Origin of the sequence: Serratia sp. CY52157, from assembly GCF_052168495.1 — a bacterium.
Taxonomy (GTDB): domain Bacteria; phylum Pseudomonadota; class Gammaproteobacteria; order Enterobacterales; family Enterobacteriaceae; genus Serratia; species Serratia ureilytica.
This window is the reverse complement of record NZ_JBJNMO010000002.1, coordinates 1-18438: the sequence shown is the minus strand read 5'-3', so window position 1 is coordinate 18438 and position 18438 is coordinate 1. Positions and strand designations below refer to the sequence as shown.

Below are 18438 nucleotides of genomic sequence, written 5' to 3'. Positions count from 1 at the left end.
CTCCCGTTATGCGCCAAAACCATCGGGCAGCGGCGCCTTCAACCATTTCTCCGACAGGCCATTCAGCGTCTTGTCCGCCAGCGCCTGTCCAATCAGCGCATCCACCGCCGCTTTCAAGGCCGGTTCTCCCTGGCGCAACCCCACGAAGCACGGCGAATCTTTCAACATGAACTTGGCGGCCGGCGCCTTGCCCGGATTCTGGCGCGCCAGGGCGCTCACCACCATGTTACCGGTGGCGATGTACTGCACCTGCCCGGAGAGATAGGCCGACAGCGTCGTGTTGTTATCCTCATAACGCTTGATCTGCGCCCCTTGAGGCGCGCCGTCGCTCAGAACCATATCCTCCACCGCGCCGCGCGTGACGCCGACGGTCTTGCCATCGAGCTGCGCCATGTCCGCCAACGCGCCGTCTTTAGGACCAAAGACCCCCAGGAAGAACGGCGCATAGGCGCGGCTGAAAGCGATGGTCTTTTCACGCTCCGGATTTTTGCCCAGGCTGGAGATCACCAGATCCACTTTATTGGTCTGCAGATAAGGCACCCGGTTGGCGCTGGTGACCGGCACCAACTGCAACTTAAGTTTCATCTTATCGGCCAGATAACGCGCCATATCGATGTCATAACCCTGGGGCTGCAGATCGGTGCCCACCGAGCCGAATGGCGGGAAATCCTGCGGCACCGCCACGCGCAGGACGCCGCGCTGCCGGATCTCTTGCAATTGATCCGCCATGGTCGGCGCGGCCTGCGCCAGCAAGGCGATCCCAGTGAAAACCGTCCACAGCGTTTTTTTGATGTTCATAGCGTATCCCCGATGGTGAAAAGATGAAACAAAAGATTCTTACACCACAGGCTCTGCAACTAATGTGCCAATCGAAAATACGTCGAACCCATGCCTTACCTGGCGCTGATTAACGAGAAAAAACCTACCAGCCTCAGCGGGCCGGCGACGGAGAAAGGGAAAGCAGGCAGGCCAAATATGCACCAAAAATGTGCATCAGCACCAAAAAAGCGCCGGTTAGCGCGGTTCCAGTTCGTCCAAATCCCGATACAGACCGGCAATGTGATGAATACGCGATCGCCCCTGCTCCAACATCTCATGCAGCAGGGCGTTACTGAGCAGGTTACATAAGCTCATGGCGGCTGAATAGCTGTCGAAGGCGGAGACGCTGTCCAGCGAGGCGGCCAAATGCCAGTCCGCCAGCGGGATCAGCGACTGCGCCTGCGGTTCGCAGATCAACAGCGTCGGCACCCGGCGAGTTTGCAGCTGCGTCAGTATCGCCTTGAGCTGACGCGGCCGGCGCCGAAACGCGACCACCACCGCCATATCCTGCGGCGCGAGATCGACCAACTCCTCCGCCAGCGTCTGGCCGGGCTGCGGCATCAGCAGCACCCGCTCCCGCACCTGCATCAGCTGCTGACGCAGATGCATGGCTATCGGATAGCTGTTGCGAAACCCCAGCAGCGCGACCCGCCGCGCCCGCGCCAGCGCGGCGATCACCGCGCCGAATTGCTCCACATCGAGATGGCTCACCCAGTGCGAGAGGTTAGCCATTTCCTGCTTGTAATGCCGCGCCAGCAGCGTATTGCCCTGCACCGCATGCCTCTCGTCGGTCACCGGCATGCCGCTCTGGCGCAGGGTGCGCAGCTCAGCGCGCATGTCCTTGTAGCTGCGATACCCCAACCGCTTGAACAGCCTGCTGACCGTGGCTTTAGAAACCCCGCTCAAGCGCGCCAACTCGGCGCTGTTGTAACTGATCAGGTCATCGAAATGATCGAGGATAAAGTCGGCGACGCGCTGTTCCTGCGGCGCCAATTGCGGATATTCGTTGCGCAGGCGTTCATCGAAGGGCTGCATCATCACTCTCGCTGTAACTTTTGTTTCACCGGAACATAGCACGCCCCGGCCCCTCTCTGACAAGCAATTAATCGTCCTGATTAAAAGTGGAACGCCTCTTGCTTCTGTTACCCGAACGCTCACCTCAGACAAGGGCAGAAACATGATTAACAGCAATACCGCGCCACAGGGCATGGCGGTCACGCCACACCATCTCGCCAGCGAAAGCGCGCTGGCGGTGCTGCGCGAAGGCGGCAACGCCATTGAGGCGATGGTGGCCGCCGCCGCGACCATCGCCGTGGTCTATCCGCACATGAACGGCATCGGCGGGGACGGTTTCTGGCTGATCGTGCCGCCGCAGGGCGAGCCGCTGACCATCGACGCCAGCGGCGCCGCCGGCTCGCTGGCGACGCCGGCGCTGTACGCCGGAGAAAGCCGCATCCCGCAGCGCGGCCCAAAAGCGGCGTTGACCGTGGCCGGCACCGTCGGCGGCTGGCAAGAGGCGTTGGCCTATTCGGCCGAACTTGGCGAAACGCCGCTGCCGCTGTCGCGGTTGCTCGCCGACGCCATACGCTACGCCGCCGACGGCATTCCGGTCACCGCCTCCCAAGAGGCGGCGACGCGCAGCAAACGCCACGAGCTGGAGGAGTTCGCCCCCTTCGCCCGCATTTACCTGCCGCAGGGAAAGATCCCGCTTGCCGGCCAACGATTCTGCCAACCGCAGCTGGCCGATACGCTGATCGCACTGAGTGAGGACGGGCTCGACAGTTTTTATCGCGGCCCGCTGGCTGAAAGCATGGCGGCGGACATGGCGATGTTGGGCATGCCGCTTACCGCTCAGGATCTGGCGAGTTATCGGCCATGCCGCCGTCCTCCGTTGCGCCTGGAACACCAAAAAGGTGAAATATTCAATCTGGCTCCTCCGACCCAAGGGCTGGTGTCGCTTGCCATCCTCGGGCTAACCGACCGTCTGCCGCTGGTCGGACAGAGCGAAGGCGCCGTGGTGCACGCCGTGGTCGAGGCCACCAAGCTGGCGTTCGATCTGCGCGACCGTTTCATCACCGATCCGCGCCACATGACGCAGGATCCGCAGGCGCTGCTGGCGGCCGACCATTTGGATAGGCTGGCCGGGCGCATCGACGGCCAAAAAGCGGCCGACTGGGGCCAGGGCAAAGGACCCGGCGATACGGTCTGGATGGGGGTGATGGACAGCAGCGGGCTGGCGGTCTCCTTCATTCAGAGCATCTACCACGAATTCGGCAGCGGCGTGGTACTGCCGAACAGCGGCGTCCTGTGGCAAAACCGCGGCGCCTCTTTCAGCCTGGACGCCGATCATCTGCTGGCGCTGGCGCCGGGCAAGCAGCCGTTCCATACGCTGAACCCGGCCGCCGCCCGGCTGTATGACGGACGCACGCTGATCTACGGCTCGATGGGCGGTGACGGCCAGCCGCAGACTCAAGCGGCGTTGTTCGTGCGGCACGTGGTGCAAGGGCTGCCGCTGCAGCAGGCGATCAGCGCGCCGCGCTGGCTGCTGGGGAGAACCTGGGGCGAAAGTTCGGACTCGTTGAAGCTTGAGGGGCGCTTTAACGCGGCGACCCTCGACTATCTGCGACAGCGCGGCCACGCCGTTGAACTGCTGCCGGCGTTCAGCGAAACGGTCGGCCATGCCGGCGCCGTCGTACGCCACACCAACGGCATGTTCGAAGGCGCTTTCGATCCGCGAAGCAACGGCAGCGCCGCCGGCTTCTGACTCTCTTATTTATCGGGATCGTTTATGAACAATCAACACGCCGCCGATTGGGCGGCCTATATCCACCAGATGGAAACCGTGCTGGCCGTGGAACTGGACGATGTCCGCCGCCGGGAACTGTTGAAACAGATCGAACGCATCGCCGCGCTGGCCGAACCGCTGATGGCCTTCCCGCTGGATCCGCGCCAGGAAATCGCGGGGGTATATCGCCCATGAATCCCTTAAGCGCCCTGTCGCTCGCCGAGATCCGTACGGCCCTTGAACGCGGCGCGCTCTCGGCGCGCGAGATCGTCCGGCATACGCTCGATCACATCGACCGTCAGAATCCCGCGCTGAACGCCTTTACGCACCTCACCCGGGAACGCATGCAAAAAGAAGCCGATCGCCTCGACCGTTCGCGCGCGCTTGGGCAAACGCTGCCCGCTTTGGCCGGCATTCCCTATGCGGTAAAAAATCTGTTCGACGTCGCCGGTGAAAACACGCTGGCCGGCGCCCGCCTGTTCAGCGATCGGCCACCGGCCGGCCGCGACGCCTGGGGCGTCTCCCGGCTGGCGGAACAAGGCGCGTTGCTTTGCGGCATGTTAAACATGGACGCCTACGCCTACGGTTTCACCACCGAGAACAGCCATTACGGCGCCACCCGAAACCCGCATGACCTCGGGCGCATCGCCGGCGGCTCTTCGGGCGGCTCGGCCGCAGCGGTGGCGGCCGGCCTGGTGACCTTTTCGCTCGGCAGCGACACCAATGGCTCAATACGCGTGCCCGCCTCACTGTGCGGCATTTATGGTCTGAAACCGACCTTCGGCCGTCTTTCGCGCAGCGGCAGCCAGCCGTTTGTCGACAGCCTGGATCACATTGGCCCGTTCGCCCGCCGGGTGCACGATCTCGCGACGGTGTATGACGCGATGCAGGGCATCGACGCCGAGGATCCGTTCCAGAGCGATCGGCCGATTTCCCGCACTGAAGCGTTGCTGGCACAGGGCAGCCAGAACCTGCGCTGCGCCGTGTTAGGCGGCTATTTCCTGCAATGGTGCAATGATGACGCCAAAGCCGCAGTCAACCAGGTGGCGCAAGCGCTGGCAGCCAGCGCCGAAGTCGAGCTGCCGCAGGCCGAGCTGGCCCGATCGGCGGCCTTTATCCTCAGCGCCTCAGAGGGCGGCCATCGCTATCTGCCGCAGTTGCGCAGCCAACCCGAACGCTTCGAGCCACTGTCGCGAGAACGACTGCTGGCCGGCGCCATGCTCCCCGCCACCTGGTATTTGCAGGCACAGCGCTTTCGTCACGCGTTTCGCCGGCAAGCCGCGCCGCTGTTCAAGCACTGGGACATTTTGATCGCCCCGGCGACGCCGTGCAGCGCCACGCCGATCGGCCAGGAAACGATGCGCATCAACGGCGTCGATCTGCCGATCCGCGCCAGTATGGGCATGCTGACGCAGCCGATTTCCTTCCTTGGCCTGCCGGTCGTGACGGTTCCTTTGAAAAGCGCATCCGGTCTGCCGATCGGCCTGCAACTGATCGCCCCGCCGTGGCGCGAAGATTTGGCGCTGCGCGCCGCCTATGCGCTGGAATGCGCCGGCATCGCCACTTGCGTCTGCAAACAGGAGTAATCAATGAACAGTGAACATATCGATCGGCCGGCGGTGCTGGCGGAGGTCAACGCCGCCTTTTACCGCTATGAGCAGGCGTTAATCAGCAATGACATCGATGTGCTGGACGAGTTGTTCTGGCACGACGCGCGCACGGTGCGCTATGGCGCCACCGAAAGCCTCTACGGTATCGACGAGATCCGCGATTTTCGTCAACGGCGCCCGGCCAACGGACTGGAGCGGCTGTTGGAAAACACCCAAATCACGACTTTTGGTGAGGATATGGCGGTGGCAAGCACGGAATTTCATCGGCCGGGCAGCAACCGCAAGGGGCGGCAAATGCAAACCTGGGTCAAGCTGCCCTGTGGCTGGCGCATCGTAGCGGCGCACGTCAGCCTGCTCGACGCGCCTTAGGCCTCCAGGCGGTAGAGCCCATGATGAAGGCGCGCGGCGACAGCGGCCGACTCAGCACCAATAGGCCATGAAGTTGACGGTGGAGCGATCCAGATCGCGTTCGCCAATCAGGTAACGCCGCAGCGTTTTCACCGCGGAAGACTCGGCCGCCACCCAGGCATAGAAAGCGTTGCTGCCGGCCGCCCGCTCCCACAACACCTCATCGCTCAGGCTGCTTTCCGCCAGGGACTGCGCTTGCGCACAGGCCGATGCGGGGATATCCACCCGCTGGCGCACCGCTTCCACCAGCAGCGTGCCGTGCGCCAGCTGGCGGCCGACGTCGCGCGGCAGCCAATAAACGTCAGCGAACGGGAAATGCGCCAAATCCAGGCAATCCGCCGCCACCGGCACCTCGAAAAACGCCTGCACCCGCGGCGGATTGGCCTGCTGCGCCAGCTGTTCCAGAATCGCCATCGCCGCCGGCACCGCCGTCTCATCGGCGATCAGCAACGCCTGTTGCAACTGCGCCGGCGGCGCCCATTCGTAACCGCCGCTGTCGCCGTCGAAGTCACCGTTGGGGGCGACCGTTTGAATCGTGTCTCCGGGTTCGGCATGGGTCGCCCAGGCTGAAGCCGGGCCGTTCACGCCATGCAGCACGAACTCGACGTCCATCTGATTCTGCTCGCGGCGCAGCGCACGCAGCGTATAGGTGCGCATTACCGGACGCTGTTCTTTGGGGAGCGCCATGTAATCGCCGTACCAGTCCGGGCCGTTGGCCAACGGCGTGATCTTGCCGTCCGCCGCCGGGAACAGCAGTTTGATGCGCTGGTCAGGCGCTTCCAGCTTCATGCGATGAACATCCGCACCTTCAAACACGCAGCGCAGCAGCGAGGGCGAAATCAGCGTTTTGCTTTTCAGGGTGATATCAAAAATTCTGTAGCTGGCGGACATGTTCTCGACTCTCCGGCAACGGCTGTCGCTTTTACGTATGACCGAGCGGCTGCCGTGTTGGCGGCGTGGCCGCGCGATCGCGCAGCGGATAAATGTTAATAAAACTAATTAATTACGTTAATGCATCGCAAAAAATCATATCATGATTTTATTGATAACAAGAAACGTTATTGATAAAAGAAGCATTCTCAAAAAACAACGTAACGACAATATCACCTGGGAAATAACGATGAAACGCAAACCTCTTTGGGTATTAAACCCATGTCTGCTGGCGTTGCTTGCGCCGGCGGCCTGGGCAGAAGATCAGAAAAACGGCAGCGAAGAGCAGGTGGTCGTCTCCGCCAGCCGTTCGCACCGCAGCGCGGCGGAAATGGCGCAGACGACATGGGTGATCGAAAGTCAGGAGATCGAACAGCAGGTCCAGGGCGGCAAAGAGATCAAGGACATGTTGGCGCAGCTGATCCCCGGCATGGACGTCAGCGGCCAGGGCCGCACCAACTATGGCATGAATATGCGCGGCCGTTCGATGATGGTGATGATCGACGGCGTACGCCTGAACTCGTCGCGCAGCGACAGCCGCCAGTTGGATTCGATCGACCCGTTCAATATCGACCATATTGAGGTGATTTCCGGCGCGACCGCACTGTACGGCGGCGGCAGCACCGGCGGCCTGATCAATATCGTGACCAAGAAAGGACAGAAAGAGCAGCAGGTCGAATTGCAGGTCGGCGGCAAAACCGGTTTCGGCGGCCATAACGATCACGACGAGAACGTAGCGGCGGCGGTCAGCGGCGGCAACGACAACGCCTCGGGGCGGCTGTCCGTTTCTTACCAGCGTTACGGCGGCTGGTACGACGGCAAAGGCAACGAGGTGCTGATCGACAATACTCAAACCGGCCTGCAGTATTCCAATCGCCTCGATGTGATGGGCTCCGGCACCCTCAACATCGACGATCATCAACAGCTGCAGCTGACCACCCAATACTACAAAAGCCAGTCCGACGGCGATCACGGCCTGTTTCTGGGGGAAAACTTCGCGGCGGTGACCGGCAACGCCAAGGCGTACAACAGCGGTAACTTAAACTCCGATCGCATCCCCGGCACCGAGCGCCACCTGATCAACCTGCAATATTCCAACACCGATTTCCTCGGCCAGGATCTGGTGGCGCAGGTCTACTATCGCGACGAAACGTTGACCTTCTACCCCTTCCCAACGCTGGCGGGCAAAGCGCCGAACTATTACGTCAGCAGCATTGGCGCTTCGCAGCAAAAAACCGATTTTTACGGCGGCAAACTGACGTTAAACAGCAAACCTGTCGACGCGCTGACGCTGACTTACGGCATCGACGCCGAGCATGAAAGCTTCAACGCCAACCAGCAGTTCTTCAACCTGGCGAAGGCCCAACAGTCCGGCGGCATGACGCTGGAGAACGCTTACGGCACCGGCCGCTACCCGAGCTATACCACCAGCAACCTGGCGTCGTTCCTGCAGGCCAGTTACGACATCAATCCCATCTTCACCCTGAGCGGCGGCGTGCGTTACCAGTACACCGAAAACAAGATCGACGACTTCGTCGGCTATAACCAGCAGCAGGCGATCGCCACCGGCGCCGCCGCCTCCGCCGACGCCATCCCGGGAGGGAAAACCGACTACAACAATGCGCTGTTCAACGCCGGTCTGTTGGCGCACTTGACCGAGCGTCAGCAAACCTGGTTCAACTTCTCTCAGGGCTTCGAGATCCCGGATCCGGGCAAGTATTACGGCAACGGCACCTACGCGTTGAACGGCGGTCATTACCAGTTGCTGAAGAGCGTCAACGTCGGCGATTCCAAGCTGGAAGGCATCAAGGTCAACGCCTACGAGCTGGGCTGGCGCTATACCGGCGATAACCTGCGCACGCAAATCGCCGCCTACTACTCGTTGTCCGACAAGAGCATCGCCATCAACAAAACCGACATGACCATTAACGTCAATGCGGACAAGCGGCGCATCTATGGGCTGGAAGGTGCGGTGGACTACTTCTTCGAAGACAGCGACTGGAGCGCCGGCACCAACTTCAACTTCATCCGTTCTGAAACCAAGGTCAACGGCGAATGGAAGAAGCTGGTGGTCGATACCGCCAGCCCATCGAAAGTCACCGCTTACGTCGGCTGGGCGCCGGGCGACTGGAATCTGCGCTTGCAGTCGCAGCAAACCTTCGACGTGTCGGACGACGGCGATTACACCAAGGCCAACTCCACCCAAGGCCGCAAAATAGATGGCTACAACACCCTCGACTTCCTCGGCAGCTATGCCCTGCCGGTGGGGAAAGTCAGCTTCAGCGTGGAAAACCTGTTGGACAAGGAGTACACCACCGTTTGGGGCCAACGCGCGCCGATCCTGTACAGCCCGACCTACGGCTCGCCTGAGCTGTACAGCTATAAAGGCCGCGGACGCACCTTCGGTTTGAATTACTCGGTGTTGTTCTGAGGATAAGGGGCCGGTCTGCCGGCCCCGTTCCCTGGGCCGCACCGTTTTGCCGAGAGCGGAAACGACGAAGCCCTGAGTTATCGCTAACTCAGGGCTTCTGAATAGTGGCGGAACGGACGGGGCTCGAACCCGCGACCCCCTGCGTGACAGGCAGGTATTCTAACCAACTGAACTACCGCTCCGCGCCATTCCCTCTTGCGGGGGAACGAGGCGCATATTACGGACGCCTCTCGGTTCCGTCAACGCCTTTTTCTCCGCAAATGAACCGTTTGCACAGTTTTTCAACGAAGGGTCGCCCGGTGCGTTTTTTTCGTGCAAAAACGCCGTTATTCCGCCGGCGCCCCACGCCACAGGCAGCTGCCGCCCTTCTTCGCCACCAGATCCAGACGCGCCTCGTGCGCCTTTATTTCTTCGTCGCTGGCGTAGACCACTTTCATCGCCGTAGCCGGGCGGACGATACGCTGTATTTCTTGCGCGGCATCGTTTTGCTGGGTGTCGCCTTCCATTTGGAACGCTATCGAAGTCTGACCGCCGGTCATCGCCAGATAGACTTCCGCCAGGATCTCGGCATCGAGCAATGCGCCGTGCAGCGTACGCTTGCTGTTGTCTATCTCATAGCGGCTGCACAAGGCATCGAGGTTGTTGCGCTTGCCCGGGAACAGGCGACGCGCCATCATCAGGCTGTCGGTGATGGTGCAGAAGGTCTCGGTCTTCGGGATCCCCTGCTGCAGCATGCGGAATTCGTGATCCATAAAGCCGATATCGAACGCCGCGTTATGGATCACCAGCTCGCCGCCGCGGATAAAGTCGAGGAATTCGTCGGCAACCTGATCGAAGGTCGGTTTGTCGGCCAGGAAGTCGTCGCTGATGCCGTGTACGCCGTACGCTTCCGGATCCACCAGCCGATCCGGCTTGATGTATACGTGGAAGTTGCGCCCGGTCAGGCGGCGGTTAATCACTTCCACCGCACCGATTTCGATGATGCGGTGCCCTTCGTAGTGCACCCCAAGCTTGTTCATACCGGTGGTTTCGGTATCGAGGACAATCTGTCTGGTGGTTGTAGAGATCATATTGCAGTGCTCACAGCGCTCGTTTATGTCAGACTTGGCTTTTATAAAACTGATAGGAAGAGTCTACCAGAGATGCTCAAACAGGTAGAAATTTTCACCGACGGCTCCTGCCTTGGCAACCCTGGCCCCGGTGGCTACGGCGCGATACTGCGCTATAAGCAGACGGAAAAAACCTTCAGCGAAGGATTTCGTCTGACCACCAATAACCGCATGGAAATGATGGCGGCGATCGTGGCGCTGGAAGCGCTGACGGTGCCTTGCGCCGTGACGCTCAGCACCGACAGCCAGTACGTGCGCCAGGGCATTACCAGCTGGATCCATAACTGGAAGAAACGCGGTTGGAAAACCGCCGACAAAAAACCGGTCAAGAATGTCGATCTGTGGCAGCGGCTGGATCAGGCCATTCAGCGCCACACCGTAAAATGGGAGTGGGTCAAGGGCCACGCCGGCCACCCGGAGAACGAACGCTGCGACGAGCTGGCGCGCGAGGCGGCGGGTAAACCGACGCAGGATGACGTCGGCTACCAACCGGAAGCCTAAGGCAGCTTGCGATAACTCTTGGTCGCGCCCACCGCGCGGCTGAGAGACGGCTTTCTCGCCCCTAGTTTCATCGGCGTGGGCGTCAGCGGCAAGGTGCGCTTGCGCGCCACAATCACGCTCATGCAGCCCAGCGCCGGCAAATGGGTGCATAAAAACTTGCCGCCCTTGCGGTGCCACGGCAGCACGTGAAAACGCGCCTGGTGCAACACCTCGTAATTCAGCAGGCTGAGCCAATCCAACAACCGCATCTGGGTAAACATGCGGCTGACATAGGGCTGACGATGACGCAATCCGGGCACCAGCTTGCCCAATCCCAGCAGGCTGAACGGATTGAAGCTGCTGACAACCAGCCAGCCGTCGTCGATCAACACCCTATCCACCTCACGCAGCATGCGATGCGGATCGTCCGCGTAGGACAGCGTATGCGCCAACAGGCAGGCATCCACCGATTTGGCGGCGAACGGCAGTTGATAGGCGTCGGCGATCACCTGCAGCCCTTCCCCCTCCAGCCCTACGTTGACCTGGTGGGAGATTGCGCATTTATCCGTGGCCAACTCGGCGCTGAGCATGCCCATCTTCAGCAGATGGAAGCCGAACAGCTTGGGCCACCAGGGTTGCAACTGCCGCTCGAGCGCTTCACGATAGTACTCCCCCCACGGCAGCTCAGCCCAGGACTGCGGGCCGGTGAGCTTTTGTAGAGTATGGGCTGGTTTCATGATTTATTATCTTCTTTCAAGCCGTTGCCAACGAGAGGTACACCATGAATCTTATCAGCATTCCCGCCTTCCAGGACAATTACATTTGGTTATTGGATGACCGGCAGGGGCGCTGCATTATCGTCGATCCGGGTGAAGCGCGGCCGGTGATCGAGGCGCTGCAGCGCCTGCAGCTGGCGCCGTCGGCGATCCTGCTGACCCACCACCACCACGATCACGTCGGTGGCGTGGCGCAGATTGTCGCGCAATACCCGGGCCTGGCGGTCTACGGGCCGCAGGAAACCGCTGGCAAAGGCGCCAACCACATCGTCCATGACGGCGATACCTTTGATATCGATGGCCGCCAGTACAGGACTATCGCCGTTCCCGGCCATACGCTGGGCCATGTGGCATTCTATAGTGCCCCTTATCTGTTCTGCGGCGACACCATTTTCTCCGCCGGCTGCGGCAGGCTGTTTGAAGGCACCGCAAAACAAATGTACGACTCATTTCAACAACTCGCGCAACTTCCCGATAACACCTTAATTTGCTGCGCGCATGAATATACTCTTTCAAATCTTAAGTTTGCGCGGGCTATTTTGCCGGAAGATCGAGAGATTGAAACATATCAACAACATGTTGAAGCGTTAAGGGCAAAAGGCCAAGCTAGCGTGCCGACCACGTTGCAATTAGAGCGCAAAATTAACCTGTTTTTACGTTGCCATGACGCTGATTTACAAAAGAAATTAGGCTTTAATTCACCACCGGAAAGCCTTCATTCAGTTTTTTCCGAATTACGCCTGCGGAAAGATAACTTCTAAGCTTTTAGTTGTGTTATTTGGCGAAGCAAAGTATTATTGCTCGTCTTTTAAGCAACTACATTGACACACACATGAAGGCTAAAGCGATATTTCTCGCCTCGGTCTTGCTAGTGGGTTGCCAGTCGTCCAGGCAGGACGCACCGGCGCCAGAACAGCATGCACAGAGTTTGTCTTCGGCTGGTCAAGATGGTGAAGCAGGAGAGTACACAGGTAATGGCCGAGCGAGCTCGGCGCGGTGGTTGGATAACAACAGTCCCGCCGCGCAACAGGACCTGTGGAACTTCATTAGCGACGAGCTGAAGATGGAGGTTCCGGAAAATTCCCGGATCCGTGATCAGAAAAGAAAGTACTTAAAAAGTAAGAGCTATCTCCACGATGTAACATTACGGGCAGAGCCGTACATGTACTGGATAGTCGGGCAGATTAAGAAACGTAATATGCCGATGGAACTGGTACTGCTACCCATAGTGGAGAGCGCTTTTGACCCACACGCCACGTCAAGTGCCAACGCCGCAGGGCTATGGCAAATCGTGCCGCAAACGGGTCGCAATTATGGTTTGAAAAACAATCAGTGGTATGACGGTCGACGCGATGTCGTCGCCTCGACAACCGCTGCGCTTAACATGATGCAGCGCTTGAACCGCATGTTTAACGGCGACTGGTTACTGACCGTAGCCGCCTATAACAGTGGTGAAGGCCGCGTGATGCAAGCGGTGAAGGCAAACAAACGCCAGGGTAAGCCAACCAATTTCTGGGCATTGTCGCTTCCGCGTGAAACGTCAATCTATGTCCCGAAAATGCTGGCGCTGAGCGACATCATCAAGAACAGCAAGAAGTACGGCGTGAAACTCCCGAAAACGGATGAAACCCGTGCGCTGGCTCGTATCGATGTCGGGCAGCAGATCCAGCTGACTCAGGCGGCTGAGATGGCTGGGCTTTCAGTCACCAAGATGAAAGCGTATAACCCAGGCTACAAAAAAGGCGTTACGGCACCCAACGGGCCCCATTACATCATGGTTCCCAAAGGGCATGCCGATCAGCTGAAAGACTCGCTGGCCGATGGCCAGATCGCCGTGACTCAGCCAACGACGCAGTTGGCGAAGAACAGCGGTTTGTCCGGTGGCAGTTCGTATAAAGTGCGCTCCGGCGACACCTTATCGGCCATAGCCAAGCGGCTGAACGTTAAGACCAGCGATTTGCAGAGTTGGAACAACTTACGCGCCAAGAGCGCCTTAAAAGTTGGGCAAACCCTGCAAGTGGCCAACAATACTGGCAGTAACAGCAGTATCACCTACCAGGTTCGTAAAGGTGATTCGCTCGCCAGTATCGCACGTCGTCACGGCGTCGATATTAACGACGTGATGCGTTGGAATTCAACGCTCGCCAAAGGCAACCTGCAGCCAGGTCTGAAGCTAACCCTGTTTGTCGGCAACAAGATGACGCCGGATACTTAAATGTTCGGCACAAAAAAAGCACCCTTCGGGGTGCTTTTTTATTAGCTGCGATTCACCATACCGGCGAGTCTTTCTCCGGATGAAACTCCACCAACAGCGGGTTGTGATCCGACGCGCTGGTCACCAGCACCGACGCCTCCACCACTCCCAGATTGCGGTAAAATACGAAATCCAGTGGACGCCCGAAGGCCTTGCGGCGATGGTCGTCGGTGAAACTCACCTCGCGCAGCGCCATCTCTCCGGCAAAGTCATACAGCGCATTGATGCGCTTGCGGCTCCAGGCGTTGAAATCCCCCGCCATAATCACCGGCCCCCGGTGACTGGCGATCTGTTCGCCTATCGGCCCCAACTGCTTGCTGTAGACGTCGACGCCCAGGCTAAAGTTCACCGCATGGATGTTCACCACCATCAACAGCTCGCCGTTGTATAGCGGATAAACGGTGATCAGGGCCGACTTGGAAAGCCGCAGCAGCGGCTCCCGCTCGCGCAGCGGGCAACAGTAAACAGGATGAGCGGCAGCCAGCGTCATCACGCCGGAAGGGTGCTGCGGCAGCACAAAGGCCGGCACCTGATCGGCCGCCAGATAGTTGGCGGTAGCGTAGCTCACCAACTCTGGCGTGGTTTGCGCCTCTTGCAATAATACCAGCTGCGCGTCTTTACCATGGTTTTTCAGCACCGAAAGCCAGTCGGCTCGCTGCTGTTTGAAAATATTCCATACCATGACGCGCAGGGCGCCGGTCGTCGGCAGCGCCGCCCCTGGCGGCAACGGCTGGTTAACGGCACCAGGAAAGATTCGCTCAACTGGCTGACCTGCAACATACCTCATTGCATAAGTTCGTTTCGGCACGCGATTCGCCTATTACCCATTAACATGAAAACTGGCGATGAACACTCGCCAACGATGAATTGATTATACGCCTACCCTGCATAGAGGGCATGGCTTTTGCGGGCATCACCTTTTCAGTTATAGGGGCCGCCTGCAGCGATTTCAATCTTCTGACGGTATAGCTGTGTAAAGGTGAGGGGTAATAGGTGAAAAATGCGAAAAGGCCCGCAAAATGCGGGCCAGGCAGCAAGGGTTTTACGTATTAAGCCGTTTGCAGCTGAGACTTTTTATCCAGGCGACCACTGAAGCTAACCAGCAACAATGCAACCACCACGATCAACGCGCCAATCCAGGGGGTCTGCGCCAGCCCCAGTGAGGCAACGGTCTGGCCGCCAATCACCGAGCCGAGCGCAATGCCGATGTTGAACGCCGCGATGTTGAGACCGGACGCCACATCCACCGCATTTGGCGTGTATTGCGCGGCTTTCTGCACCACATACACCTGTAGCCCCGGCACGTTGCCGAAAGCGAACACGCCCATCACAATCACCGTCAGCAAAGCGGCAATACTGTGGCTGGCGGTAAGCTGGAACACCAGCAACAAAACGGCCAGCGCGGCAAAGATAAAGCTCAGCGCACGCACGGCCCCATGACGGTCGGCCAGCTTGCCTCCCCAGATGTTACCCACCGCCACCGCGATGCCATAAGCCAACAGTATCCAGCTCACGGTCGGAGCAGAGAAGCCGGCCAGTTCCTGCATCATCGGCGCAAGGAAGGTAAAGGTCGTGAAGACCCCGCCGTACCCCAATGCGGTAATCGCGTAAATCAGCAGCAGACGAGGATGAGTCAGCACTTTCAGCTGTTCCCGCACGCCGGCGCTGCCCTGGTTCTTGATATTGCTTGGTACCAGAATAACGCTGGCCAGCGTGGCGACAGCGCCAATCAGAGAAACGGCCAGGAAGGTCTCACGCCAGCCAAACTGCTGGCCGATGAACGTCCCCAGCGGTACGCCGGTCACCAACGCCACCGTCAGGCCACCAAACATGATGGCGATGGCGGAGGCCGCCTTCTCTTTCGCCACCAGGCTAGTGGCGATAGTGGAGCCGATAGAGAAGAACACGCCGTGCGCCAGGCCGGTCAACAACCGAGCCACTACCAGCGATTCATAGCTGGGTGACTGCCAGGCCAGCAGGTTGCCGAGAGTGAACAGCACCATCAGGCCAACCAGCAGCAGTTTGCGCGGTATGCGACTGGTCAGGGCCGTCAGCACCGGCGCGCCAATGGCCACGCCGAGGGCATAGATAGTCACCAGCAATCCAGCGGACGGTACGGTCACCCCAAGCTGCTCCGCGATAGTCGGGATCAACCCGACAATCACGAACTCGGTCGTGCCGATAGCAAAAGCGCTGATGGTTAAGGCAAGTAATGCGAGTGGCATTTTTTACTCCGAAATAGCATTCAAGTTGATGACGGCTATTATCGGCCTATGCTTAAATGATAAAAATGCTCAAAATTTCAAATTAACTTTGCTATCGGAGCAAAAATGAAAGCAAACTCTGACGAGCTGATCACCTTTGTCACCGTCGTAGAAAGCGGCAGCTTCAGCCGGGCGGCCGAACGCCTGGAACAAGCGAACTCCGTAGTCAGCCGAACGGTGAAAAAACTGGAAAGCAAACTGGGCGTAACGTTGCTCAACCGCACCACGCGCCAAATCAGCCTGACCCAGGAAGGAGAGAATTACTTTCGCCAGGTGCAGAAGGTACTGAACGACATGGCCGCGGCGGAAAATGCGCTGATGGAAAGCCGCCAGCGCCCGCAAGGCCTGCTGCGCGTCGACGCGGCAACGCCGGTGGTGCTGCATATGCTGACGCCTTTAGTGGCCGAGTTCCGCGAACGTTATCCAGAAATGTCGTTATCGCTGGTGTCTTCGGAAAACTTTATCAATCTGATCGAGCGAAAAGTGGATATCGCGATCCGCGTAGGCGAGCTGACCGATTCTACGCTGAAAGCACGCAAACTGATGACCAGTTACCGACATGTGCTCGCCTCCCCCGCTTATCTGGCTCAGCACGGCACGCCGCTAACGGTAGAAGATCTTGCACATCACTGCTGTATCGGTTTTAACGACCTGCCCAGCTTGAACCGCTGGCCACTGGCTTGTTCAGATGGCCGCCAGTTGGAAATCACCCCCGGTTTGACCACCAATAGTGGAGAAACCCAGCGCCATCTCTGTCTGCATGGCAACGGTATCGCCTGCCTGTCGGACTTTATGAGCGACGAAGATATCAAACGTGGAGATTTGGTCCCGATTCTGGTGGAAGCGACACTGCCGGTCGCCATGCCGATCAACGCGGTTTACTACAGCGACAGCGCCGTCAGCAACCGTCTGCGCAGCTTTATTGATTTTGTGAGTGAATACCTGAAACGATAAAAAAGGCGCCCCGATGGACGCCTTATGCTGACTACGGCGAGGAATGATTAATCCCAGTTTGGCGCCAGGCCTTCCGGACTAACCAGACGGCCGTTGCACTCCAGTGCGGCGATCTGCGCCATATCTTCGTCGGTCAGCGTCAGTTGCTGCGCCAATAGGTTGCTCGCCAGATTTTCACGCTTGGTCGAGGAAGGGATCACCGCATAACCCAGCTTCAATGCCCAAGCCAGAACCACCTGTGCTGGGGTCGCATTGTGACGAGCAGCGATGCTTTTGATCGTTTCATCCTGCAGCGCTTTGCCGTAGGCCAACGTCATGTAAGAGGTGATGGCGATGCCGTGCTGCTGTGCAAATTCGACCACCTTGCGGTTCTGCAAGAACGGTGACAGCTCGATTTGGTTGGTGGCGATTTCATCGGCGCCAATCGCGCCAATCGCTTGCTGCATCAAATCGATGGTGAAGTTAGATACGCCAATTTGACGGGTCAGCCCCAGCTTTTTCGCTTCCAGCAGCTCAGCCATAAATTCGGCAACCGGCACTTCGTCGTGGGGTGACGGCCAGTGGATCAGCGTCAGATCAACGTAGGACGTTTGCAGTTTTTTCAGGCTTTCTTGCAGGCTTGGGATCAGCGCGCCTTTCGCCAGGTTCGCGATCCAAATCTTGGTGGTGATGAACAGATCTTCACGTTTCACGCCGCTGGCAGCGATAGCCTGGCCAACAGCCGCTTCGTTTTCATAGATCTGTGCGGTATCGATAGTACGGTAGCCCAGCTCAAGTGCGGTGCTGACAGAATCGATAACAACCTGATCCTGAAGGCGGAAAGTACCTAAACCAAATGCAGGGATGCTCATAATGTTTTCTCTCATTAACGGGTAAATGTGGTATGAGGAAGATTATGGCAACTTTTTTATTGATCAAAAACGCCTGGTTCGGCATAAGACTTTTGATCTAAAGGCAACAATATCGGGAGATAAGGCTGTAAAGAAGGACAATTCCGGCCTTGAAAGCGCAAAATATAGATATGAAAAAGCCCTGAGTCAGAGACTCAGGGCTTATCAATTAAGTGGCGGAACGGACGGGGCTCGAACCCGCGACCCCCTGCGTGACAGGCAGGTATTCTAACCAACTGAACTACCGCTCCACCGATTCTTTTACGTTGTATCTTTCGATACCGGCAATATCGCGCTTTGCGACTTGCGCATTACCAGTCGTCACACTGATAACGTTTATTTGATGCCTGGCAGTGTCCTACTCTCGCATGGGGAGACCCCACACTACCATCGGCGCTACGGCGTTTCACTTCTGAGTTCGGCATGGGGTCAGGTGGGACCACCGCGCTATTGCCGCCAGGCAAATTCTGTTTCATTCCAACCGCTTCACTTCCATGAAGCCATCAGAACCAATCTTGGAACGTCGCTGAAAATTATTCGTATCATCCTGATACTCACCCCTTCGGGGCCAACGCTCCGCGTTGTTCAAAATCGTTCCTGACGATTTTGTCTCTCTAAAAACACCTTCGGTGTTGTAAGGTTAAGCCTCACGGATCATTAGTACTGGTTAGCTCAATGCATCGCTGCACTTACACACCCAGCCTATCAACGTCTTAGTCTTAAACGTT

General features: G+C 58.5%; 17 protein-coding genes, 2 tRNA genes and 2 rRNA genes. 9 read left to right on the top strand and 12 right to left on the bottom strand.

Features of this window, described 5'->3' with window-relative positions; translation table 11 throughout:
• Positions 1-6: 6 nt before the first annotated feature.
• Both ACJ8IP_RS09750 and ACJ8IP_RS09745 read right to left on the bottom strand, forming a co-directional pair.
• Entirely contained in the window at positions 7-798 is a 792-nt protein-coding gene (locus ACJ8IP_RS09750; RefSeq protein ID WP_164107234.1) for a transporter substrate-binding domain-containing protein, read from the bottom strand.
• A gap of 216 nt (positions 799-1014) precedes the next feature.
• Positions 1015-1854, bottom strand: coding sequence for a MurR/RpiR family transcriptional regulator (locus tag ACJ8IP_RS09745; RefSeq protein WP_089197666.1), 840 nt, complete (start codon positions 1852-1854; stop codon positions 1015-1017).
• Positions 1855-1996: 142 nt separating this feature from the next.
• Here ACJ8IP_RS09745 and ACJ8IP_RS09740 point away from each other — a divergent pair, with 142 nt between their 5' ends.
• Genes ACJ8IP_RS09740 through hpxZ form a run of 4 tightly spaced genes read left to right on the top strand, consistent with a single transcriptional unit; the run spans position 1997 to position 5583 of the window.
• Positions 1997-3583 (top strand): gamma-glutamyltransferase family protein, encoded by a 1587-nt coding sequence (locus ACJ8IP_RS09740; RefSeq protein WP_089191206.1) that lies wholly within the window; start codon positions 1997-1999, stop codon positions 3581-3583.
• A 24-nt stretch (positions 3584-3607) separates the two neighbouring features.
• A complete protein-coding gene (gene hpxX, locus ACJ8IP_RS09735; protein ID WP_033651000.1) occupies positions 3608-3799 on the top strand; it encodes an oxalurate catabolism protein HpxX in 192 nt (63 codons plus the stop codon).
• Positions 3796-5190: an AtzE family amidohydrolase gene (locus ACJ8IP_RS09730; protein WP_164107235.1), complete on the top strand. Its 1395-nt coding sequence runs from the start codon at positions 3796-3798 to the stop codon at positions 5188-5190. Before hpxX ends, ACJ8IP_RS09730 begins: the two co-directional genes overlap by 4 nt.
• A 3-nt stretch (positions 5191-5193) precedes the next feature.
• Positions 5194-5583 carry an oxalurate catabolism protein HpxZ gene (gene hpxZ, locus ACJ8IP_RS09725; protein ID WP_164107236.1) on the top strand — a complete coding sequence of 130 codons (390 nt, stop codon included), beginning with the start codon at positions 5194-5196 and terminating at the stop codon, positions 5581-5583.
• A 51-nt stretch (positions 5584-5634) separates the two neighbouring features.
• On the opposite strand, the gene ACJ8IP_RS09720 is transcribed toward hpxZ, so the two are convergent.
• Positions 5635-6513 carry a siderophore-interacting protein gene (locus ACJ8IP_RS09720; RefSeq protein WP_042783720.1) on the bottom strand — a complete coding sequence of 293 codons (879 nt, stop codon included), beginning with the start codon at positions 6511-6513 and terminating at the stop codon, positions 5635-5637.
• Between the two features lie 229 nt (positions 6514-6742).
• Between ACJ8IP_RS09720 and ACJ8IP_RS09715 the strand changes: the two genes are divergently transcribed.
• Positions 6743-8983 (top strand): TonB-dependent siderophore receptor, encoded by a 2241-nt coding sequence (locus ACJ8IP_RS09715; RefSeq protein WP_164107237.1) that lies wholly within the window; start codon positions 6743-6745, stop codon positions 8981-8983.
• A gap of 105 nt (positions 8984-9088) precedes the next feature.
• Here the strand turns inward: ACJ8IP_RS09715 and ACJ8IP_RS09710 are convergent.
• Positions 9089-9165: transfer RNA gene (locus ACJ8IP_RS09710), tRNA-Asp, on the bottom strand.
• Between the two features lie 144 nt (positions 9166-9309).
• The gene (gene dnaQ, locus ACJ8IP_RS09705) at positions 9310-10053 is read right to left on the bottom strand and encodes a DNA polymerase III subunit epsilon (protein ID WP_033641945.1); all 744 of its coding nucleotides are present in this window, start codon (positions 10051-10053) and stop codon (positions 9310-9312) included.
• Between the two features lie 72 nt (positions 10054-10125).
• Here dnaQ and rnhA point away from each other — a divergent pair, with 72 nt between their 5' ends.
• Positions 10126-10593, top strand: a complete 468-nt coding sequence (rnhA, locus tag ACJ8IP_RS09700) for a ribonuclease HI (RefSeq protein ID WP_033641944.1) — start codon at positions 10126-10128, stop codon at positions 10591-10593.
• Here the strand turns inward: rnhA and ACJ8IP_RS09695 are convergent.
• Positions 10590-11309, bottom strand: coding sequence for a class I SAM-dependent methyltransferase (locus tag ACJ8IP_RS09695; RefSeq protein ID WP_033641943.1), 720 nt, complete (start codon positions 11307-11309; stop codon positions 10590-10592). The genes rnhA and ACJ8IP_RS09695 overlap by 4 nt on opposite strands.
• Positions 11310-11353: 44 nt before the next feature.
• Between ACJ8IP_RS09695 and gloB the strand changes: the two genes are divergently transcribed.
• Both gloB and mltD read left to right on the top strand, forming a co-directional pair.
• Positions 11354-12109: a hydroxyacylglutathione hydrolase gene (gene gloB, locus ACJ8IP_RS09690; protein WP_164107238.1), complete on the top strand. Its 756-nt coding sequence runs from the start codon at positions 11354-11356 to the stop codon at positions 12107-12109.
• A gap of 71 nt (positions 12110-12180) precedes the next feature.
• Complete coding sequence (mltD, locus tag ACJ8IP_RS09685) at positions 12181-13563, top strand: murein transglycosylase D (protein WP_442524386.1); 1383 nt, start codon at positions 12181-12183, stop codon at positions 13561-13563.
• A 52-nt stretch (positions 13564-13615) separates the two neighbouring features.
• Here mltD and ACJ8IP_RS09680 read toward each other — a convergent pair whose 3' ends face one another.
• The gene (locus tag ACJ8IP_RS09680) at positions 13616-14410 is read right to left on the bottom strand and encodes an endonuclease/exonuclease/phosphatase family protein (RefSeq protein WP_025160092.1); all 795 of its coding nucleotides are present in this window, start codon (positions 14408-14410) and stop codon (positions 13616-13618) included.
• 241 nt (positions 14411-14651) lie between these two features.
• Positions 14652-15827, bottom strand: coding sequence for an MFS transporter (locus ACJ8IP_RS09675; protein WP_164107239.1), 1176 nt, complete (start codon positions 15825-15827; stop codon positions 14652-14654).
• Positions 15828-15932: 105 nt separating this feature from the next.
• Between ACJ8IP_RS09675 and yafC the strand changes: the two genes are divergently transcribed.
• Positions 15933-16820, top strand: a complete 888-nt coding sequence (gene yafC / locus ACJ8IP_RS09670) for a DNA-binding transcriptional regulator YafC (protein WP_147880969.1) — start codon at positions 15933-15935, stop codon at positions 16818-16820.
• 47 nt (positions 16821-16867) lie between these two features.
• On the opposite strand, the gene dkgB is transcribed toward yafC, so the two are convergent.
• From dkgB to ACJ8IP_RS09650, 4 genes are all read right to left on the bottom strand, one after another.
• Complete coding sequence (gene dkgB / locus ACJ8IP_RS09665; RefSeq protein ID WP_147880970.1) at positions 16868-17671, bottom strand: 2,5-didehydrogluconate reductase DkgB; 804 nt, start codon at positions 17669-17671, stop codon at positions 16868-16870.
• A gap of 213 nt (positions 17672-17884) precedes the next feature.
• Positions 17885-17961: transfer RNA gene (locus tag ACJ8IP_RS09660), tRNA-Asp, on the bottom strand.
• A gap of 94 nt (positions 17962-18055) precedes the next feature.
• A 5S ribosomal RNA gene (gene rrf / locus ACJ8IP_RS09655) occupies positions 18056-18171 on the bottom strand.
• A 175-nt stretch (positions 18172-18346) separates the two neighbouring features.
• Positions 18347-18438, bottom strand: a 23S ribosomal RNA gene (locus ACJ8IP_RS09650); the annotation flags it as partial.